This is a genomic window from Helicobacteraceae bacterium (assembly GCA_031258155.1).
Lineage (GTDB): Bacteria > Campylobacterota > Campylobacteria > Campylobacterales > SZUA-545 > JAIRNH01.
In genome coordinates this window covers 1-17,875 of sequence record JAIRNH010000029.1, presented here as the reverse complement: position 1 = coordinate 17,875, position 17,875 = coordinate 1, and the positions used below count along the sequence as shown (strand labels likewise).

Here is a 17,875-nt window from a genome sequence, read left to right as displayed (position 1 = left end):
CGATGAATATACTATTTGCGCTCTCTAAAAGGAACTGGGGGGGAATTAACACTTGGGCAAAAAGCGTTATTAACCACCTTGCGCGGGTTGGGCACAACGTTACATTAGTAACATCAAAAAATTCGCCCGATCTAGGCGTATCAGTCGAGCAAAAGCGCATCAACTACGGATTTGATTTCAACCCCGTAACGCAATTTTTATTTTTCAGATTATGCAAAGCGCGTAAAATCGATTTAGTAGTCGCAAATATCGACAAAGATATGCTTGCGGTTGGACCCGCGTGTAGGGCGCTGGGCATTCCGCTCCTCAGGCGCATCGGAGGCGACATGGATATTGATCCGAGCAAAACTAAAAGCCGTTTGATTCATCAATGGTTTGTTAAATATGGCATATGCACCAGCGCGGAGGTGATCGACGAATCGCGCAGACGCAATCCTTGGCTAAAAACGCCCGTTAAAGTAATTTACAGCGGCGTGAAAGAAGAAAAATATACGCAAGCGGAGATTGACGCGCTTAAAGATAAATTAGGCGTAAAAAAAGATGATCTAACGCTTGGCGTTACGGCAAGGCTTGTCAAAGGAAAGCGAATAGATTTTGTAATCGACGTTCTATCTCAATTATTAATAAAACGCGAAAATATAAAGCTAATAATCGCCGGTAGCGGCGGCGAAGAATCGGCGTTGAAAGCGCAGGTTGAAGCGTTGAAACTGGGAGAAAAAGTTATATTCGCGGGATACGCTAAAGAACCGTTATTGTTTGCCGCCCTTTATGATATTGGCTATTTGATTAGCTCCGCCGACTCTTTTCCTTTTACTATCATAGAGTATATGGCGGCGGGCAAACCCGTAATCGCCGCAAATATCGGCGGTATTCCCGAAGGCATTACCGACGGTTACAACGGCTATCTTGTAGAGCCAAACGACGAGAAAGCCGTTTATGAAATAACCGAACGTCTGCTTGACGATCCCGTTTTGCGTAAGCGGATTGGCGATAACGCTTACAAACGATTTTTGGAGCGGCACACGCAGGAGCGTATGGTAAAAAATACCGAAGCCTATTTTGTGGAAATAGCTAAGCGGTAAATGAAGATTTTGTGCATTCAGCTAAGGCAGTTGGGCGACGTAATGGCGACTACGCCCGCCGTTAGACAGCTTCGCGCGATATACCCGCAAGCCGAGATCGCGTTTATGAGCGAGGAGCTTGGCGCGAACGTTTATCAAAATAACCCGCGTATATCAAGGCTATGGATTATTCCGCGTAAATTTTCCGCATTGGCGTTTATTAAGCTGCTTTGGCGAGTTTATCGAGAGCGTTTTGATATAACTATCGACTTTTTTTCCAATCCAAAAAGCGCGCAAATCGCTTTTGCGAGCCGCGCCAAGGAGCGAATAGGCTTTGACTTTCGCTATCGCCGTTTCGCCTATACCCGCCGCGTAGCTTTGAGCGAGGGCGAGTATGCGGCGCGCTCAAAAAACCGCTTGATCGCGCACTTAGGCGGCGATATAAACGACGATAAAATCGAGTTTTTCACGAACGACGAAGCGCGAAAAAAAGCGCTTGAATTTACCGAAAAATATAATTTTGGCGATAATACAATCGCTTTTTGCGTGGTTTCGCGGCGCGAATACAAGCTGATCGACCCCGCTTTTTGGATTAATGTCGGCGACGCTTTAATCGAGGCGGGGCATAAACTCTGGTTTGTATATGGACCGGGCGAAAAACCGATAGCAAAGGTCGTTTATGAGCGGTTAAAGCGGCGCGATGGCGCGATAATCGACTATGAGATACCAAATATTCAAGAGTTAAGAGCGATATTAGAGCGGCGCTCGCTTTACGTTGGCGTTGACGGCGGAAACAAACATCTAAGCGTCGCGGCTGGGATCGCCACAGTTACGGTTTTTTCCGTTGTTCGCGCCTCAAATTGGACGCAAAGCGGGCATATCGCCTTTCAGATCGAGGAGGGCGTCAAGCCGCAAACGGTAATCGACGCGTGCTTATCGCAACTTAAGAAAAAGGATAGCAGATGAACATTGAGGTTAGCAACGGGGAAATTGTAGATAAACTGACCATATTAGTCATAAAATCGCAGCGCGTAAAAGACGAGGGCAAGCTGACAAATATACGCAAAGAGTTAGCGATTTTAGAAAATGCGGCAAAAGATATTATATCGCAAAACGATCCGCTATATTTGGAGCTATTAAAAACTAATGCCGATCTGTGGGCGATAGAAGATGAAATCCGCGAGTACGAGCGAAAAAAAGAGTTTGGCGATCGCTTTATCGACCTTGCGCGATCGGTATATGTAAATAACGATCGCAGAGCGGAGATAAAAAAGAAGATCAACCTACAAACAAACTCGTCGCTAATAGAGGAAAAAAGTTACGAAGCCTATTAAGCGCCCGTCTTTTTGGCTAACCCGCTCATCGTCGCGCTCTCAAAACCGTATGTTTCGTTTAAGCGTTTATAGCGGGCGCATAATCGATCTAATATCTTTAATTTTTCGTCCGTAAATCGTCCAAACTCGTGCGGGTGATACCAAATATGATATATAAGATTATTTTTGGCGGCGCACAACATTGTTTTCTTTACGCGCTCAAGCCTCATATTTGCGCTAACGCTATTAAACAATCCGCGCGATTTGATATTCGCTTTCCAGTGTTCGCTTCCCCATATATTGATAATCTCGCCGCCGAAAATATCCTCGACGGGGTAAGGGCGATCGTTAAAGAGCGGAATATATCGATTTATATCGCGCAATATCTTATTTTTCGCGTAACGATCTCTGCCGCGATAACAGATAATCCCCAGCTCTTTGCAAACTTGTAAATAATCTAGATTGCACTGATTTCTTGGAAATACGATAGAGCTTATAGGTATCTCTTTTTCATTGGCGATCTTAATCGCCGCCGTTAGATCGGCGCGAAAACTATCTATCGTTTGTCCTCGCGCAAGCGCGTTGTAGTGCGAGAGCGTATGCGTGGCGATCTCGTGATGATCGCGCTTTTTTATATCGTCGATAATTTGCGGCGCAAAATGATAGCGATCCTCCTTGCCGTTTTTCAGATTATCGATATACGCGCCATAAGGAGAAACTTTTTGGTCGGCGTAATCTGGCAAAATAGACGGCGCGCGCGCTAATAGTTCCTCTTTGTTGCTAAGAAACAGAAATCCAACCGCCGCAACGGTCGCTTTGATCCCATATTTATCAAAAATATCAAGCATTTTAGGCATAGCGTTATGCACGCCTAAAATCGCGTCGCCGTAGCTTGCTATCGATCTGTTTTCGCGCACGCCCCACATTAGCTCAAAATCGAGCGATATAACAAAATATCCGTTCATTTACTCTCTCGACGTTGATCGCTTACTATTAAGCGATAAAGTTCAATATATCTTTTTGCCATATTTTCGGGCGTAAAATTATATGATTTTTTTTGAGCGGCTTGGACTATCGCGCTTAGATCGCGATTTAGCGCTTTTTCGATCGCCTCTTTTATCGCCGCCGCGTCTTTTGGCGGCGTTAAAAAACCTGTTATGTTATCCTCTATCAGTTCGGGTATGCCGCCTACGTTTGACGCGATAATAGGAACGCCTATACGCATAACGTCGATTAGCGTCGATCCAAGTCCCTCTTGCAAAGAGGGAAAAACAAAGAGATCGAACGCCGCGATATAATCCGCCACATTAGTTTTGAAGCCTACAAAATGAAAGTTATCCAGACCTTCGGCGCGCTTTTTCAATTTCTCTTCGTCCGCGCCGTCGCCAACCACCACAAACGCGAGATCGCCGCGAGCGATCATACGCGCCGCGTCGATTAGGTAGCTATGACCTTTATGATCGGCTAACGCGCCGATCGAGCCGATAATTTTCTTGCCTTCAAAAAGTTTTTTGATCCGCTCTGTCCGCGTTTTATCGGGCGTTAGATCGCTAGCGGCGGAGGCGATAACGATCGTGTTTATCGATTCGTCTTGGCTTTTAATACCCCTTTCGATCGCCTTGGAGATCGCTACGATTTTTCGCGCTTTTTTATACGTCCCTTTTAACGTTCTTGGTTTTATGGCGTTGAGAGCGCGGCGCGTGATAATATACGGCGTTTTTCTAAGCAAATTTTCTATCCAAGCCCACCGCGCCGCTTTTGCGTCGTGCGCGTGCGACAGATCGCATTTTTTCGCGCGTAAATGCCCGCTAAAAAAATAGTTGGCAAAACGAAACTCAAGCGACTGTATATCTTTTAACCGCTCGATCATAGGCGAATCCTTACGGCAAACTAGCGTTTGCTTTATATCCGTTTTGGCAAGTTCTTTGATCAGTAGTTCCGTCTGTCTCTCGCCGCCGCGAAAACCGCGCGCTAAGTTAATATGCGTTATATGCATTGATAGACCGTTTCGGCGCTTATATTATTAAGGCAGTTGGTATGCCCAAACGGGCAAATTCGCTTAAAGCATGGCGAACAGGGAAGATTAAGCGAAACGATTGTTTTTTTATCGGTTAGCGGCGGCGTATAATCGGGCGCGGAGGAGCCGTAGATAGCGACAATTGGCGTATTGACGGCGGCGGCGATATGCATAAGTCCGCTATCGTTGCAAACCGCCGTTTGCGCCAACGATATTAAATCGATCGCGTCGGCGATCGTCGTTTTGCCGCACAGGTCTATTGCCTTCGGCGCGATCGCCTTTATCTTAGCGCCCCTTTCGCAATCCTTCGACGATCCAAATATCCAAACGGCGCGATTATCCGCGATTAACATATTGGCTAATTCGCCAAACTTTTCATAGCTCCAACGCTTTGCCTCGCCGTATTCCGCTCCGACAAATAGCGCGGTAATCGGTTTTGTCGTATCAAGGTCAAGCTCTCTTAGCGCTCTTTGGCGGTTATGCCGATCGATTAAGAGCGAGGGAAAGAGCGGCGCCTCGGTTATATCGTCTAGCGCCAGATATTTTTCTACCATCGAAGGTTTTTTGCTCCGCGTTTTTTTTATGTCGTTGATAATCCCAAAACGCATTTCGCCTAGCAAACCGCTACGAATTGGAATACGCGCGAAAAAGGGAATCAGCGCCGATTTGAATGTGATCGGCACAACTATGGCGCGATCGTAACGCCTTGATCGTAGCTCTCTGCCCAGATCGCGGCGTTTTTTTAACCCAAACTCCCCGTGTTTTATATCTAAACGGATAATCTCTCCCACCTCGCTCGTTCGCTTGCAAATATCCAGCGCCCACTTTGGCGCGGCAACGTCGATTATCGTATCCGCGCCATAGCGATTTTTCAGCGCTTTGAAAAGGGTTTGCGCCATTACCATATCGCCGATCCAACTTGGCGCAACGATCAAAAATTTCATCGCGCCATTTCTTCCTTGATAGCCTCTCCGCGCTCTATGTCAAATAGCGCGGTTTTGCCAAGTAGCGCGCTTAAATTTTTAGGCGGCAGACCAAAGCCCGGACGAATAACTCTAACGTTCTCGCGCGTAAAAAATTCGCCCTTTTTTATATCTTTCACGGCGTAAATTGAACGGCGAAAAACAAGATTTTTCATCTCGCTTTCGGCGCGTTTAACCCCCTCTACGCCTAACGTTTTCCACGCCTCGATCGCCGCTTGTTTCAAAGCGCGCAACCCTTCTGGATCGATAGAGAACGCGCTATCGGGCGACGCTAAATCGCGATCTGGCGTAAAGTGCTTTTCGATCAGCGCCGCGCCTAAGGCGACGCTCGCGATCGCCGCGCTAAGCCCAAGCGTGTGATCCGATAACCCTACTTCAACCCCAAAACGCTTTTTTAGATACAGAATCGATCGCGTATTTGCCGCCTCGATCGGCGCGGGATACTCGCTGACGCAGTGCAAAAGCGCGATCGACTCCGCGCCGTTTGTCCGCGCGATCTCCAGCGCCTCGCCGATCTCGGCTTCGCTCGCCATTCCCGTAGAGATAATCAGCGGTTTTGCGGTTTTCGCCGCCGCCGCGATCAGCTCCCAATCGACTATCTCAAACGAGGCGATCTTGTAGGCGGGCGCGTTTAGACTTTCAAGCAGATCGACGCAACTCGCGTCAAACGGCGCGCTAAAAAGCGTAATGCCGATCTCTTTTGCGCGCTGAAAGAGCGCCTTATGCCACGCAAACGGCGTGCAAGCCTCTTGGTAGAGATCGTAAAGCGTTCTGCCGTCCCACAAACCGCCGCGAATAAGAAAATCCTCTTTATCGCAGTCGATTGTGAGCGTGTCCGGCTCGTAGGTCTGTATCTTTACCGCGTCGGCGTTCGCCGCCTTCGCCGCGTCGATCGCCGCCAGCGCGTTCTCCAGCGATCCGGCGTGATTGGCGCTTAGCTCCGCTACGATATAGGGCGGCGCGCCGCCGCCGATTTTGCGCTCGTCTATGATCATTTAGTCCGCTCCAAATATCCGCATTATCGCAAAGCCGCGCTTTCCATCTCGTCGCAAATTCTCGCCGCGCCCAAGCCGTCGCATATATCAAACGCCGCCCGTTCGCACGCTCTTACTCGCGCCTCGTCTAAATACTCCAACGCTTTCGCGAAAGACTCCTCGGCGATAACCGCGCCAGCCGCGCTAAGCCTTAAAAGATTTTCGCGCTGATTGTCCGCCGCCGCGATCGTAACGCACGCCAGAGCGAGGCAGGCGCGCTCGTATGCGCCCATGCCGAGCGCGCCCATGCCGAGATCGGCTCGCAAGATCAAAAGCGGTATGTCGCTCGCGTCCAAACGCCAATCGACCTTCAGCCCAAGCTCGCGCGATAGCCTCTTATTCGAGGCGATATGCGGCGCGCGCGCGCTCAAAACCGCGACGATCGCGGCGTTTGAAAAGCGGCTTTCGGCGATCGCGTTAAGCGCCGCGCTGGTTAGATTCGCCGCGTCGATCCCGCCCGCGGCGATCAGAATCGTTTTCGGCGGGAATCGGCGCGGCAGCGCCAACGCGCGATAGCGTCCGTAATCCAAGTTTAACGGCAGATACTTCGCGCCGCACAGCGGTTTTCCGCCAAATAGCGATCGGTAGTCGCCGCTATCTCGCATATAGGCGCCGTCTATGAGCAGATCGGCTTCGTGGGCGCGATCGGCTAGATCGTCCAAAACGGCGATCTGGCGGCAAAACTCCCGCGCGGCTTTTTCGTAGCGGTAATCCAGCGCGTAGGAATCGACCAAAAGCCAATCCGCGCCGCCAAGTTTTTTTAGCGCCGCCTTGCTTTGGGCGATCTCCTCCTCTAGCGCGACGCCAAGCCACGCCAAGCGCTTGGGGTTTGGATCGATAGGCGCGAAAACGGTTAAGGGGCGCGGTAGAACGAGCGCCCTAAAGCCGGCAGCCTCGATCCAATGCAAGCCGTTTAGGTCTAGATCGCGGCAGATAAAGCAGACCTCGCTCCCGCGCGATCTAAGCTCCCGCGCGATATTTAGCGTTCTCGATAGATGCCCGTAGCCGATTTGAACGGAGCTATCGACGCGGATCGCTACGCGCAAGCAAGCGCCCTGAACATCGCCTCCGCGCGCCGCCAATCCGATTGATCGTCTATATCTTGAACGCGCCTTTTGTCGATTAGGTAACCTATCGTCCGCGAATTAAAGATCGATCTGCCCTCCAGAAACGCTTCGGCGCGACCGAAGCAAAAGTGCGCCGCGTCGTGAAAGGCTTGGGGCAAATCCTGCGATCGCGTCTGTTCGTATTCGCGCCAAATCGAGCTTATCCGCCCGCTCTCGTCCGTTTTTAACGCGCGAAAGATCGGCGCCTCAAAAGCGGCGATCGACAGGACAAAATCGTTATCGCCAAGCGCTCGCTTAGCCTCTTTTAGATCGCTTGCGGATATAAACGGCGCGGTGGCGTAGATCAAGCAAGCGCGATTAGCGCCGCCAACCGCCTCTATAGCGTGCGCGACGACGGGAACGACCCCGACAAAATCGTCGCTAAGAGAGGTCGGGCGCGTAAATGGAACGCTCGCGCCTAGCGTTTTGGCAACGTTTGCGATCTCTAGATCGTCCGTCGATACGATCACCTCGTCGAAAACCGCGCTATCTATAGCCGCCTCGATCGAATAGGCGATAATAGGTTTGCCGCAAAACGATCGGATATTCTTGCGCTCTATGCGTTTGCTGCCGCCTCTAGCGGGAATTACGGCGATGGTTTTCATGCCGCGATCTTAGCTAAAGCGCGTAAATAAAATATTCGCGTTTTACGATTTTGCGATCTATCGATCGTCGCCAAAAACGCGACCTTTTCCGCGCCGCCAAAAGCGTAGCGGTCGATCAGTCGCTCGCAATGTGTCTGGCGCGGATAAATCCGTTTGCTGAAGCGCCGTTTGCGTTCTGCTCATAGACTTCGCGGCAGATTATGCAGTAACGCGCGTGGGGTTTTACGCGCATTCGATCTATGCCAATCTGTTCGCCGCACATTTCGCAAACGCCGAAGGTTCCCTGATTTACCTTTTTTAGCGCGTGCTCAATTTCTTTAAGCTCCCGCTGTTGCTGTTCGCTGATCGCCGCGCCCGTTTGCGCGTTGGAACTAAAGGTGGCTAAATCCGCGTCGTCGCCCACCACTTCGCCCTGCGCGGCGTTCGTCGTCTCTTTAAGAACGTCTTGGATGTTGCGCTCGATTTGAGCTTTGCGCTCCAAAAGGATTTTGACCAATCTCTCTACATGACGCGTTCTCATAACAACACATCCTTATTTGGCGCGGACAAAGCCGACAAAAATAGTGCGAATTGTAGCGACTAATTCTAAAATAATTCTTAAAAAAATGTCTTATTCGCTCTCTTAAGCGCTTCAAAATAAAGCGCCTCGTAAGTTTTAGCCGATCTTTCCCAGCCGTAATTTAACTTCATAGCCCGCTTTTGCATAGCTTTGAAGCGATCCTTCTCGTTATACCACGTATGAACAGCCCAGCCTACGGTGTTGATCAAATTTTTCGCGTTCAGCCCGTAGAACTTGAAGCCCGTTCCTTCGCCCGTCTTTTCGTCGTAATTTTGCACGCTATCTTCCAATCCGCCCACGCCATGCACAATCGGAAGCGTCCCGTAAAGTTGGCTATACATCTGATTGAGTCCGCACGGCTCGAAGCGCGAAGGCATCAAAAATAGGTCTGCTCCCGCCTCGATTCTATGCGAAAGCGCGTTGTCGAAGCCGATTTTACAGGCGAATTTTTTCGGATAAAAACGCGCTATATCGCCAAAGTAAAAGTGCGTCCATACCTCGCCGCTACCTAGCAGGACTATCTGAATATCCATCTTTAACAGATCGCAGATCGCCTCGGCTACCACGTCGATCCCCTTTTGTTTAACGAGGCGGCTCACGATCGCGATAAGCGGAACGTCGCGTTGCGGCAGACCCGTCTCCTTTTGCAACTTTCGCTTTAACTTCAACTTGCCCTCTAAACTATCCGCGTCGTAATTTACGCTAAGAAAGCGGTCGGTTTTGGGATTCCACTCGTCGGTATCCACGCCGTTTAGTATGCCCCAGAGATCGTTTTCGCGGGTTCTCATCGTCGCGTCTAGCTTGTAGCCAAATTCGGGCGTTAAAATCTCGCGCGCGTATTTTGGACTGACGGCGCTGATCATCGTCGCGTGCGTTATGCCGCCTTTAAGCAGATTTACCTTGTCGTTCATCTCGACTTCGCGGAAGTTAAAATGCTCCCAGCCAATATCTAGCACGTTCATTAGTCCGTTGTAAAACTCGCCCTGATATTGCATATTGTGAATTGTCAAAATAGACGCGCACCCTCTAAAATGCTCGTCGTTTGCGTAGATAGTAGTCAAAAACATATTAGCGGCGCTCGTATGCCAATCGTGCGTATGCAGTATATGCGGGCGGAAATCAAGCGCTTTACATAGCTGCATCGCCGCGCGAGAGAGAAAGACGAAACGGTTGTCGTTGTCCATAAACCCAACGCCGTTTTGGTCGTTATATAGGCTCTCGCGCCCGTAAAATAGCTCGTAGTCTATAAAGTAGATCGGCGTATCCGAGTTTGGCAGCCGCCCCTCATAAACCGCGCACCACATCTCGCCGATAATCCCCATCGGAACGCCGAGCGGCTCCGGCAGTTTTTTGAGTTTGGAGCGATCCACGCCGTAGTAGCGCGGCATAACGACGCGCGCGTCGTGTCCGAGCTTGTTTAGAAACTTTGGCGCCGCGCCCGCTACGTCGGCTAAGCCGCCCGTTTTGGCAAACGGGTAACACTCGCTTGCCACGAAAAGAATATTGAGTTTTGGCATAAGACCTCTTTTAACTTAAAGACGTTCGCGTTTATTCGTTAAAAAAGAGACGTCGCGGCGGCGAACGGACAACAATATCGCGATCGCCGCGCAAACGATCAAAAACAAAAACGGATATTTCGCCGCAAATACGATCGGCGTTAAAAACGCTCGCGTCAGCGTCCGCAAACCCTCGCGTTCTCTGATAAAATCGGCGATCGGCGGGCTAACGCGGTAGTAAAACTCCACAAACTCCGCGCCGAAAGGAACTTTGCCGCTCAAAAGCCACCGATCGCGAAAGTCGCGCAACGCCTGAACCTCGTCGGAGAGATACGATCCATACGCGGCGGTCGCGATAAAGCAGTAGCCGCCGTCCTCGCCCGATTTTCTCGAATCGCCCGCGATATAGTAACCGCCGCCCTCTTGCAGCGCCCTGACGCTCGCCAGCGGCGCGGACAGGCTTTCGCCGCTGGCGGAGGTTACGCTAAGCGAGGCTAAATACGTTCCCGCGGCGCTAAACGTATGCGACGCGCTAAAGCTCGGCAGGTTAGTTGTTTGCGTTAGCGCGCTCGATCCGTCGCCAAAATCCCATACCAGCGTCCAAGGCGCGCTCCCTCCCGTAATCGTCCCCGTATAATTTACGCTAAGCGGCGCCGTTCCTAGATTAACGGAGGGCGCGGCGCTTACGCCCATAGCGGCGCTTAGCGTAACGTTAATCTCCCGCGTCAGACTTGAGCCGACAGCGTCCGTTATGGTGATATTTACCTCTTTTTCGCCGACCGAAGCGAAGGTGTGCGCGGGGTTTTTCACCAAGCTCGTTATACCGTCCGAAAAACTCCACAGATAGCTATACGGCGTTACGCCGCCCGTCGCGTTCGCGTCAAAACTTACGGTTAGCCCCGAAATAACCGCCGAATAGCCCGCGATCGCGAGCGGCGCGGCTAAACTCGCCTCGCCGCGAACGCTTAGATTGACCTCCTGCGGATGCGAGGGATCGGTATTGACGATAGAGATATTAGTTTCATACAAGCCAATCGCGCTCGCCGCGAAAGCGACGCGGAAATTGCAGTAACCGCCGATCGCTATAGGCGCGGCGCAATTTGAATCGACAATAGAGAAAGAGGAGCTATCCCCGCCGTTTGGCGTTAGCGAAACGCCAAGTTCGCCGTAACCCGCGTTGCGCAAGGTAATAACGCCGCTTTTGAACGTCCCTAGCGCGGTCGCGTCGATTATCGTAAGAAGCGGCAAGCCGTTTAGATCGATAACGCCGTATGGCTCCGGCGTTCCAACGCCGTTAAGCGCGATCGAGTAAGAAGGGGTATGACCCGTAGCTATATCGTTTATGATTAGCGCGCCGTTAATCGTCCCCGTCGCTATGGGCGCGAAGGCGATCGATATATTGCATTCGGCTTGCGAGGCGAGAGGGGAGGCGCAACTACCGCCGCCGATCGTAAAGTTCTGATCGGACGACGAGAAGGTTAGCGCCGCGCCGTCGGAATACATATTTTTGATTGTCAGGTTTAACTCTTTGCTTAGCGAAACGGCGAGCGATCCGAAGTTAAGCGCGGCTGGCGTTATCTGAAGCCCCGTTTTGCCTACGCCTTTGAGTCTCAGGGTTCTATTTGGCGCGTGCATATCGCTAGAGGATATATTCAGTTCGCTTTCGTAGCTAATCCCGCTATCCGATCCCGCAATCGGGGTAAATCGAAGCGTTACGCCGCAGTCGCTCTGCGTAGGCAGAATAGCGCCGTTGGCGCACGAGTTGGATACGACGCCAAAGTTGGTCGTATCTCCAAGCGCGATCGAGTTGATCGTTACGGGGGGCGTTCCGATATTTTTCAGCGTCAAAACGACGGTCGCGGAAGCTCCCCCTTGCGGCGCGCCGCCAAAATCCCATTCGGCGTTTAGCGAAAGATCGCCGCCAAAGTAAGTCGCCAAAACCGCGTCGGACAGGGCGATCGAGGTGGCGTTAATCTCGACGTTAGAGGTTCCTAAACTAGAGACAATCGCCAGCGCGGTCGTTAAGTTGCCAAACGTCGAATACGGCGCGAATATCAGCTTGATCGAGCAGCTACGCAAAGGGGCTAACGTCGTTACCCCCTCGCACAAATAGCGATCTAGCGCAAATTGCGTCGAATGCCCGCCGCTCAAGCTAATCGACGAGAGCGTTAGGTTATCCGAGCCGCTATTGACGATCGCGACCTCTTTAGGAGCGCTAACCTGCCCGAAACCCACGTTGCCAAAATTAACGCCGACCGCTCCGACGGATATTTGCGCGTAGTTCGCGGCGAGATCGCTAGTGAATCTGGCGATAAAGCCTTCCGCCGCCGCGCCGCTTACGCGAGCGGGGCTATTGACTTTGCTCTGGCTTAGAGCGCCAAAAGAGGTTTCGCCCGCCGCGAAAATATCGCCGCCAAGCGTAGCGATCGCGTTTATGGAGTCCGATCCGCTCCCGCCGTAATAGGTGATACTCTCTAGCTCCATAGCGCTAATCGAGGCGCGAACGATAAAGCCGTCCAAATCGGCGTTTTTCGTCGCTTGATAGGGAAAGGCGGGCATATACGGAAAAGCGCTATTCGTCTGCCCGCCGATAAAGAGCGAACCGTTATCGTCGTTAAACTTTAGCGAGGTTACGCGATCGTCATCGGAGCCTCCGCCGTAGCAGGTTTTGACAAAATTGTTTAGATTGGCGATCTCGATCGCGGAGATAAAAGCGTCTTTGGCGCCGATATATTGGCAGGCTGCGCCGATTGAAGGCGTCGCGGGCAAACCAGCCTTATCGCTCTGCCCGCCCGCGAATATATGCGTGCCGTTGGTTTCTAGCGCGAAAATCTCCGTTTTCGCTCCCGCCGTCGCGTTGAAGGTATGCCAAGTATGCGACGCGAGATTGGGCGAAAACGAAACGATAGAGGCGTTATCGTCAAACGCGCCGGCGGCGATAACGCCGTTTGGCGTCGCGACGATCGCGTTAAATCTGTCCGCCTCGTTTGTTCCGACGATAACGGCGCTAGCGGTCGATAGATCGGGGCTAAACGCAACGGCGAGCGCGTTGTAATTCGATAACGCGCTCGAAGCGTTTAACGCGGAGCTAGAGGCGCTATATCCCGCCGCATAGACGTAGCCGCCGCTATAGACGACGGCGCTTAGATGATCCTTGTTGTCGCCGCCGACGCGTTTAAGCGTCGGCGCGTAAGGCGACGCGCTAAGATCGGCGCTAATCCTGAGGATAAACCCGTCGCTATCGCCAAGCGGCGCGCCTAAATCCGACGAATCGGTTTCGCCTACGGCGTAGAGATACTTTACGCCGCCAATTCGCGCTAAGCTCAAGCCGTATATCCGATCGGCGCCGTTCCCGCCTACGTAGGTCAAGGCTTTAAGCGCTGTCAAGTTTTCGTCGTATCGGGCGATAAATCCGTCCGGTTGCGCCCCAAGCGTAGCGTCGTAAGCCGAAAGCGTAGCTATAGAGGGCGAATCGGTAATACCCGCGACATATACGTCGTTTGTGTCGCTATCGATAACGATCGCGTCGATCCCGTCGCGCGCCGCGCCGCCCGTATAGGTCGCCGCCATGAGCGGATCGATAACTACGGCGTAACGCCTATCGTATTCGCCCAATCTAAAGCCGTAATAACCGTCCGCGATCCGATACGCCGCCTCGATCGTTTTTCGCTCGGCGCCTATGTTTTGATAGGCGATCGGCTTTGTGAAACGCGCGTCGCCCTTTTTTGTGGCGATCACAAGCTCGCCCGCGCTATTAACCGCCAGCTTTTGCGCTCCTTCGACCCTGATTTTCAAATCCTCTACGCGAGCGCCCTTTTCAAGCGTAAATAGCTTCTCCACGTCGCCGTTTTTTGCTTCCAGCCTGAGCGAGATGTTCGGCGCGATCTCGCCAGCCTCTAGCGCCGCGTAGGCGCTTAAACGCCGATCGCTATTCAAAAAGCCGATCGTCGTCTCTTGCGGCTCTTTTGGTTCGAGCGTTTTATATCCGATGATTTCGCTAAAAGATACGACCGAATCTAGCGCGTATATTCTGTGAATGAGTTTGCCCTCTTTCGACGCTATTAACGCGCCGCCGAAGGTCTTTGCGCCGTAGCCGTTCTCGCTTTCCACAAAGGGCGTAACAAGAGCGTTCGCGAATGAACAAAGCGCGAAAACCGCCGTTAAAACAATAAAGCGCATAGGAAGCCTCCCTATTAAATAAAGCATTCGTTATTCCATAAACGCCGCCGCGATAATATGGAATCGCGTTTGCTTAGATTTTATACAAAAAGCGCTACGAAAGCAAGATCGTCGATTTTTGCTTGCAAATAGCGTAAAGCGAGGGGATTATGATTAGAGCGTTACTGTTTATTTCGTTATTCACGCAAACGCTTTTGTTAGCCGACGCGCCTCGCGTTATCAAACGGGAGTATGTAAGCGATCGCCCGCCGACGCTTGGCGACAAACCGACCGACGAAAACCTCCGCGTAATAAGGCGGGTATATAGCAAGATTGATCAAAACCAAACAAAAGCCGAAAGCCGATACGGAATATTCGTCGGAGTAGGCGCGGACTTCGTTTATCGCAAACGCGACGTAGAGATAAAAACCAAAAACAACGGCGATATTGTCAAAGTCGGCTCGCGTTTTGAAACGGCAAACGGCGCTACATATAAAACAGACGAGGACTCCGACGAGTTGGCTTACAATATCGAGCTTGGATTTTTCGGCGGCAAAGAGCTTTACTACGGCGCGAAACTAGGTATATTGGAGGATTTTGTAGAGATTTCAGCCTTTGGCGGCGTTAGATTCAAAGAGACGGCGATCGCCTCTTTCGTCCCATACGCGCAAGCGGCGATCGGCGCGGGTTACGAAGATTTTCAAAGCGGCGCGGAACCGAACAATCTATCGGTTTTGGTTAGCGCGGGCGTTGAAAGATCGATAATTAGCGATAACCTCTTTGTAAGCGCGTCCATTTTCTGCCGTTATCGTTTGTGGCAAAAACTAGAAAAACATTACGGCGACGAGTATTGGAAAGATCGCGAAATAGGCGGAGGGATAGGCGCGCGCTACGCTTTTAACCTATGAAAATAGAGATCAACGGGCAGACGCGCGAGGTCGAGGAAAACGCCTCCGTTCAAAGCGTCGTCAAGACGCTGGATATAGAGGGCAAGATAGCCGCCTGCGCGCTGAACGCGCGGGTGGTCAAACGGGAGTTTTGGGCTACTACGATCTTAAAGGAGGGCGATCGTTTAGAGCTGTTAGCCTTTGTCGGCGGCGGCGCGTTCTGGTATAATCATTCGCGCCGTTAAGGCTACATAAAGGAATCTAATGAAAGAGGCAAAGAGCGGCAACGCGGACAACCGTCGAACCTTATTTTTGGGGATAATATTAGGTATATTAGCCGTAGGATTTATAGCGGAAACCGCGGGCGCCGTTAAGAACGGCGTTGAATACGCGCTTTACGCGATTGTCGCCTTAGCGGCGTTTTACGCTTATTCGCGCTACAAAGAACTATTGGAAAAACGCCGCTTAGAGGAAAACGCGCGCAAAGCCGAAGAGCGAAGGCGCGTCGAGGAAGAACGCAAAAAACTTCGCGAGCAGCGGCTACTCGAAGAGCTGGGGAGAAAAAAAGGCGAGGACGGCGACGACAAAGACGAAAACGAGCCGAAAGCGGAAGAGATTAAAGGCGAGCATTACGCCAAAATCGTAGCCGCCGCGTTTAAAAGACTCGGATACGACGTAACCTATAGAGACGTCGATATTAACGAAGACGACGCGGTGCATTTGATCGCCACCCGCGCCAACGAAATCTGTCTTATCCACTGCTCTAATAATATGGGCGAAGTTACCGCGTCCGAAGTCGAGTTGTTCGCGATGGATTGCGCGGCGTTTTTCAAGCGACATAATTTTTGGCAGGACGACGTGCGGTATGTATATGTGTTAATGAGCTTGATCAGTCAAAAAGCGCTGGATTATATAGAAAAAGAGCGTAAGAAAAACGTTCCGATCGAGTATCGCGTTATCACCCAATAGATAAATCGCGTCAAGCGCTTAAAAACGATCCACAGAAGGCGATGCGGATTTCAGAAAAATATGGCATTATTCGTTATCTTAATTTTAAGAAAGGTTTTCACAATGAAGAACATTAGCATAGTCGTAGCGCTTGCGCTGTTTGGTTCCGCCGCTTTCGCGGCTGGAGAGACCTCGATCGAGGGGGTTGTGTATGGCGATCTGACCAATCATTCCGAGAAGCAGAACAACGGCGAAAAGCAGAGCCTTTTTGTAAACGGCTCGGTAAACGTAGGTTTTGCTTCGGGCGACGTCTATAACGGGCTGAGCTTTAATCTTGGCGCGCGCGGCAACCGCAAGCTCTTTGAAAAAGAAGACGGCGACTGGGGCGACGCCAATCGCTTTGATTCGACGGTATTCCATACCGCCAATCTAACCTACTCCAACGATCTGCTTACGGTTGTGGCGGGACGGCAGGAGATCGCGCTAGAGTGGCTAGGCGACTACCACGAGGCGATTGTAGGGATTGTTAAACCAGCCGAAGCGCTTACCGTTATCGCGGGCTACACGGGTAAATACGCCGAAAGCGATTACGACGGCTACTACGGCGGCTTTGAGGATGACGTTCTCACACTCAGAGACGAAAACGGAGTTGTTGTCATCAGCAACAAGAAGCAGGGGGCTTATGTTGTAGAGGCGATTATCGCTCCCGTAGAGGGTTTGGCGATCGAGCCTTGGTATTATCTTGTGCCAGACGTGGCGGATTGGTTTGGCGGCAAAGTGGCGTTTGAAAACGATCTATTTAACGCAAGCGCGGCTTATACCATCTCGAAACTTGACAAGAAATCCACCAAAAACATGGATGACGGCGGCGTTCTTCATATTCAGGCGGGCATAGCGCCAGCGGAAGGCATTAACGCATACGCCGGCTTTGCGGCTACGGACGAGGACGGCGGAGCCGGCGGGTTAAGCGCCGTAGGCGAAAACGTTAGCCCGTTTGAGGACGGCGACAATTTCTTTAACCAAGAGACGACGACTATCTATATCGGCGCGGGCTACGAAGCGGACGCGCTTAGCGTCGGCGCGTTGCTTGGCGTATTTGATACGGGCAGCAAAGGCGGCAAAGGCTCTATTAACGAGCTGGACCTAACGGCGGGCTACGGTTTTACCGATTGGTTTTCGCTTAACGCGACGCTAGTTAGCGTCTTTGGCGGCGATAAGGCTTATAAAGATACGGATTATACGTCGCTTCGCGTGGCGGCTATCTTTAACTACTAAGCCGCTTGCCTCTTGTAGTTCTATACGGATATAAGAGGTCGCTTAAAGGAACGTTGGTTTGCTTTCAGGTTTCCCCGCGTCAAAACGCGGGGAGCTTTTTATGTTTCTATCGCGTCATAAAAGCGACGCGCCAGTCGTTTGATCGACGCGGACGCTAAAATTACTCGCCATAATAAACGCTGACGCGCAACTCGTCAAAACCTTATTGAGAGATAATATCCCAGCCGTTCGCGGGGGTGAAAAACCCGTCGTCGATCGGCTTGTCGCGTTCGGGATCGCTTAGCATAATCTCCACAAAATTATCCCGATCGCCATAATAAACGCTGACGCGCAACTCGTCAAAACCTTATTGAGAGATAATATCCCAGCCGTTCGCGGGGGTGAAAAACCCGTCGTCGATCGGCTTGTCGCGCTCGGGGTCGCTTAGCATAAT

Annotated in this window: 16 protein-coding genes; 7 read left to right on the top strand and 9 right to left on the bottom strand. The window is 51.5% G+C overall.

Going from position 1 to position 17,875, the window contains the following annotated elements; genetic code table 11:
- Window positions 1–2: 2 nt before the first annotated feature.
- The 3 genes from LBF86_04170 to LBF86_04160 are packed head-to-tail and all read left to right on the top strand — an operon-like array spanning window position 3 to window position 2,395.
- On the top strand, window positions 3–1,082 hold the full coding sequence (locus LBF86_04170) for a glycosyltransferase family 4 protein (protein MDR0664701.1): 1,080 nt from the start codon (window positions 3–5) through the stop codon (window positions 1,080–1,082).
- Window positions 1,083–2,027, top strand: a complete 945-nt coding sequence (locus LBF86_04165; protein MDR0664700.1) for a glycosyltransferase family 9 protein — start codon at window positions 1,083–1,085, stop codon at window positions 2,025–2,027. It begins immediately after the preceding gene.
- Window positions 2,024–2,395, top strand: a complete 372-nt coding sequence (locus LBF86_04160; protein ID MDR0664699.1) for a DUF6165 family protein — start codon at window positions 2,024–2,026, stop codon at window positions 2,393–2,395. Before LBF86_04165 ends, LBF86_04160 begins: the two co-directional genes overlap by 4 nt.
- On the opposite strand, the gene LBF86_04155 is transcribed toward LBF86_04160, so the two are convergent.
- The 9 genes from LBF86_04155 to LBF86_04115 all read right to left on the bottom strand — a co-directional run bounded on the left by LBF86_04155 (window position 2,392) and on the right by LBF86_04115 (window position 14,353).
- The gene (locus tag LBF86_04155; GenBank protein ID MDR0664698.1) at window positions 2,392–3,339 is read right to left on the bottom strand and encodes a polysaccharide deacetylase family protein; all 948 of its coding nucleotides are present in this window, start codon (window positions 3,337–3,339) and stop codon (window positions 2,392–2,394) included. The genes LBF86_04160 and LBF86_04155 overlap by 4 nt on opposite strands.
- Window positions 3,336–4,370, bottom strand: a complete 1,035-nt coding sequence (locus LBF86_04150) for a glycosyltransferase family 4 protein (GenBank protein ID MDR0664697.1) — start codon at window positions 4,368–4,370, stop codon at window positions 3,336–3,338. Before LBF86_04150 ends, LBF86_04155 begins: the two co-directional genes overlap by 4 nt.
- On the bottom strand, window positions 4,361–5,335 hold the full coding sequence (gene waaF / locus LBF86_04145) for a lipopolysaccharide heptosyltransferase II (GenBank protein ID MDR0664696.1): 975 nt from the start codon (window positions 5,333–5,335) through the stop codon (window positions 4,361–4,363). The genes LBF86_04150 and waaF overlap by 10 nt, the downstream gene beginning before the upstream one ends.
- On the bottom strand, window positions 5,332–6,369 hold the full coding sequence (gene pseI / locus LBF86_04140) for a pseudaminic acid synthase (protein MDR0664695.1): 1,038 nt from the start codon (window positions 6,367–6,369) through the stop codon (window positions 5,332–5,334). The genes waaF and pseI overlap by 4 nt, the downstream gene beginning before the upstream one ends.
- Window positions 6,370–6,392: 23 nt before the next feature.
- Window positions 6,393–7,454, bottom strand: a complete 1,062-nt coding sequence (gene pseG, locus LBF86_04135) for a UDP-2,4-diacetamido-2,4,6-trideoxy-beta-L-altropyranose hydrolase (GenBank protein MDR0664694.1) — start codon at window positions 7,452–7,454, stop codon at window positions 6,393–6,395.
- Window positions 7,445–8,119, bottom strand: a complete 675-nt coding sequence (gene pseF / locus LBF86_04130) for a pseudaminic acid cytidylyltransferase (protein MDR0664693.1) — start codon at window positions 8,117–8,119, stop codon at window positions 7,445–7,447. The genes pseG and pseF overlap by 10 nt, the downstream gene beginning before the upstream one ends.
- Window positions 8,120–8,234: 115 nt before the next feature.
- Window positions 8,235–8,639 (bottom strand): RNA polymerase-binding protein DksA, encoded by a 405-nt coding sequence (dksA, locus tag LBF86_04125; GenBank protein MDR0664692.1) that lies wholly within the window; start codon window positions 8,637–8,639, stop codon window positions 8,235–8,237.
- A gap of 77 nt (window positions 8,640–8,716) precedes the next feature.
- Window positions 8,717–10,195, bottom strand: a complete 1,479-nt coding sequence (glgA, locus tag LBF86_04120; GenBank protein ID MDR0664691.1) for a glycogen synthase GlgA — start codon at window positions 10,193–10,195, stop codon at window positions 8,717–8,719.
- 15 nt (window positions 10,196–10,210) lie between these two features.
- A complete protein-coding gene (locus LBF86_04115) occupies window positions 10,211–14,353 on the bottom strand; it encodes a choice-of-anchor D domain-containing protein (GenBank protein MDR0664690.1) in 4,143 nt (1,380 codons plus the stop codon).
- 149 nt (window positions 14,354–14,502) lie between these two features.
- Between LBF86_04115 and LBF86_04110 the strand changes: the two genes are divergently transcribed.
- From LBF86_04110 to LBF86_04095, 4 genes are all read left to right on the top strand, one after another.
- The gene (locus LBF86_04110; GenBank protein ID MDR0664689.1) at window positions 14,503–15,240 is read left to right on the top strand and encodes a hypothetical protein; all 738 of its coding nucleotides are present in this window, start codon (window positions 14,503–14,505) and stop codon (window positions 15,238–15,240) included.
- Window positions 15,237–15,464 (top strand): sulfur carrier protein ThiS, encoded by a 228-nt coding sequence (thiS, locus tag LBF86_04105; GenBank protein ID MDR0664688.1) that lies wholly within the window; start codon window positions 15,237–15,239, stop codon window positions 15,462–15,464. The genes LBF86_04110 and thiS overlap by 4 nt, the downstream gene beginning before the upstream one ends.
- 19 nt (window positions 15,465–15,483) lie before the next feature.
- Window positions 15,484–16,188: a hypothetical protein gene (locus tag LBF86_04100; GenBank protein ID MDR0664687.1), complete on the top strand. Its 705-nt coding sequence runs from the start codon at window positions 15,484–15,486 to the stop codon at window positions 16,186–16,188.
- 102 nt (window positions 16,189–16,290) lie between these two features.
- Entirely contained in the window at window positions 16,291–17,442 is a 1,152-nt protein-coding gene (locus LBF86_04095) for an Opr family porin (protein MDR0664686.1), read from the top strand.
- The last annotated feature ends 433 nt before the right edge of the window (window positions 17,443–17,875 follow it).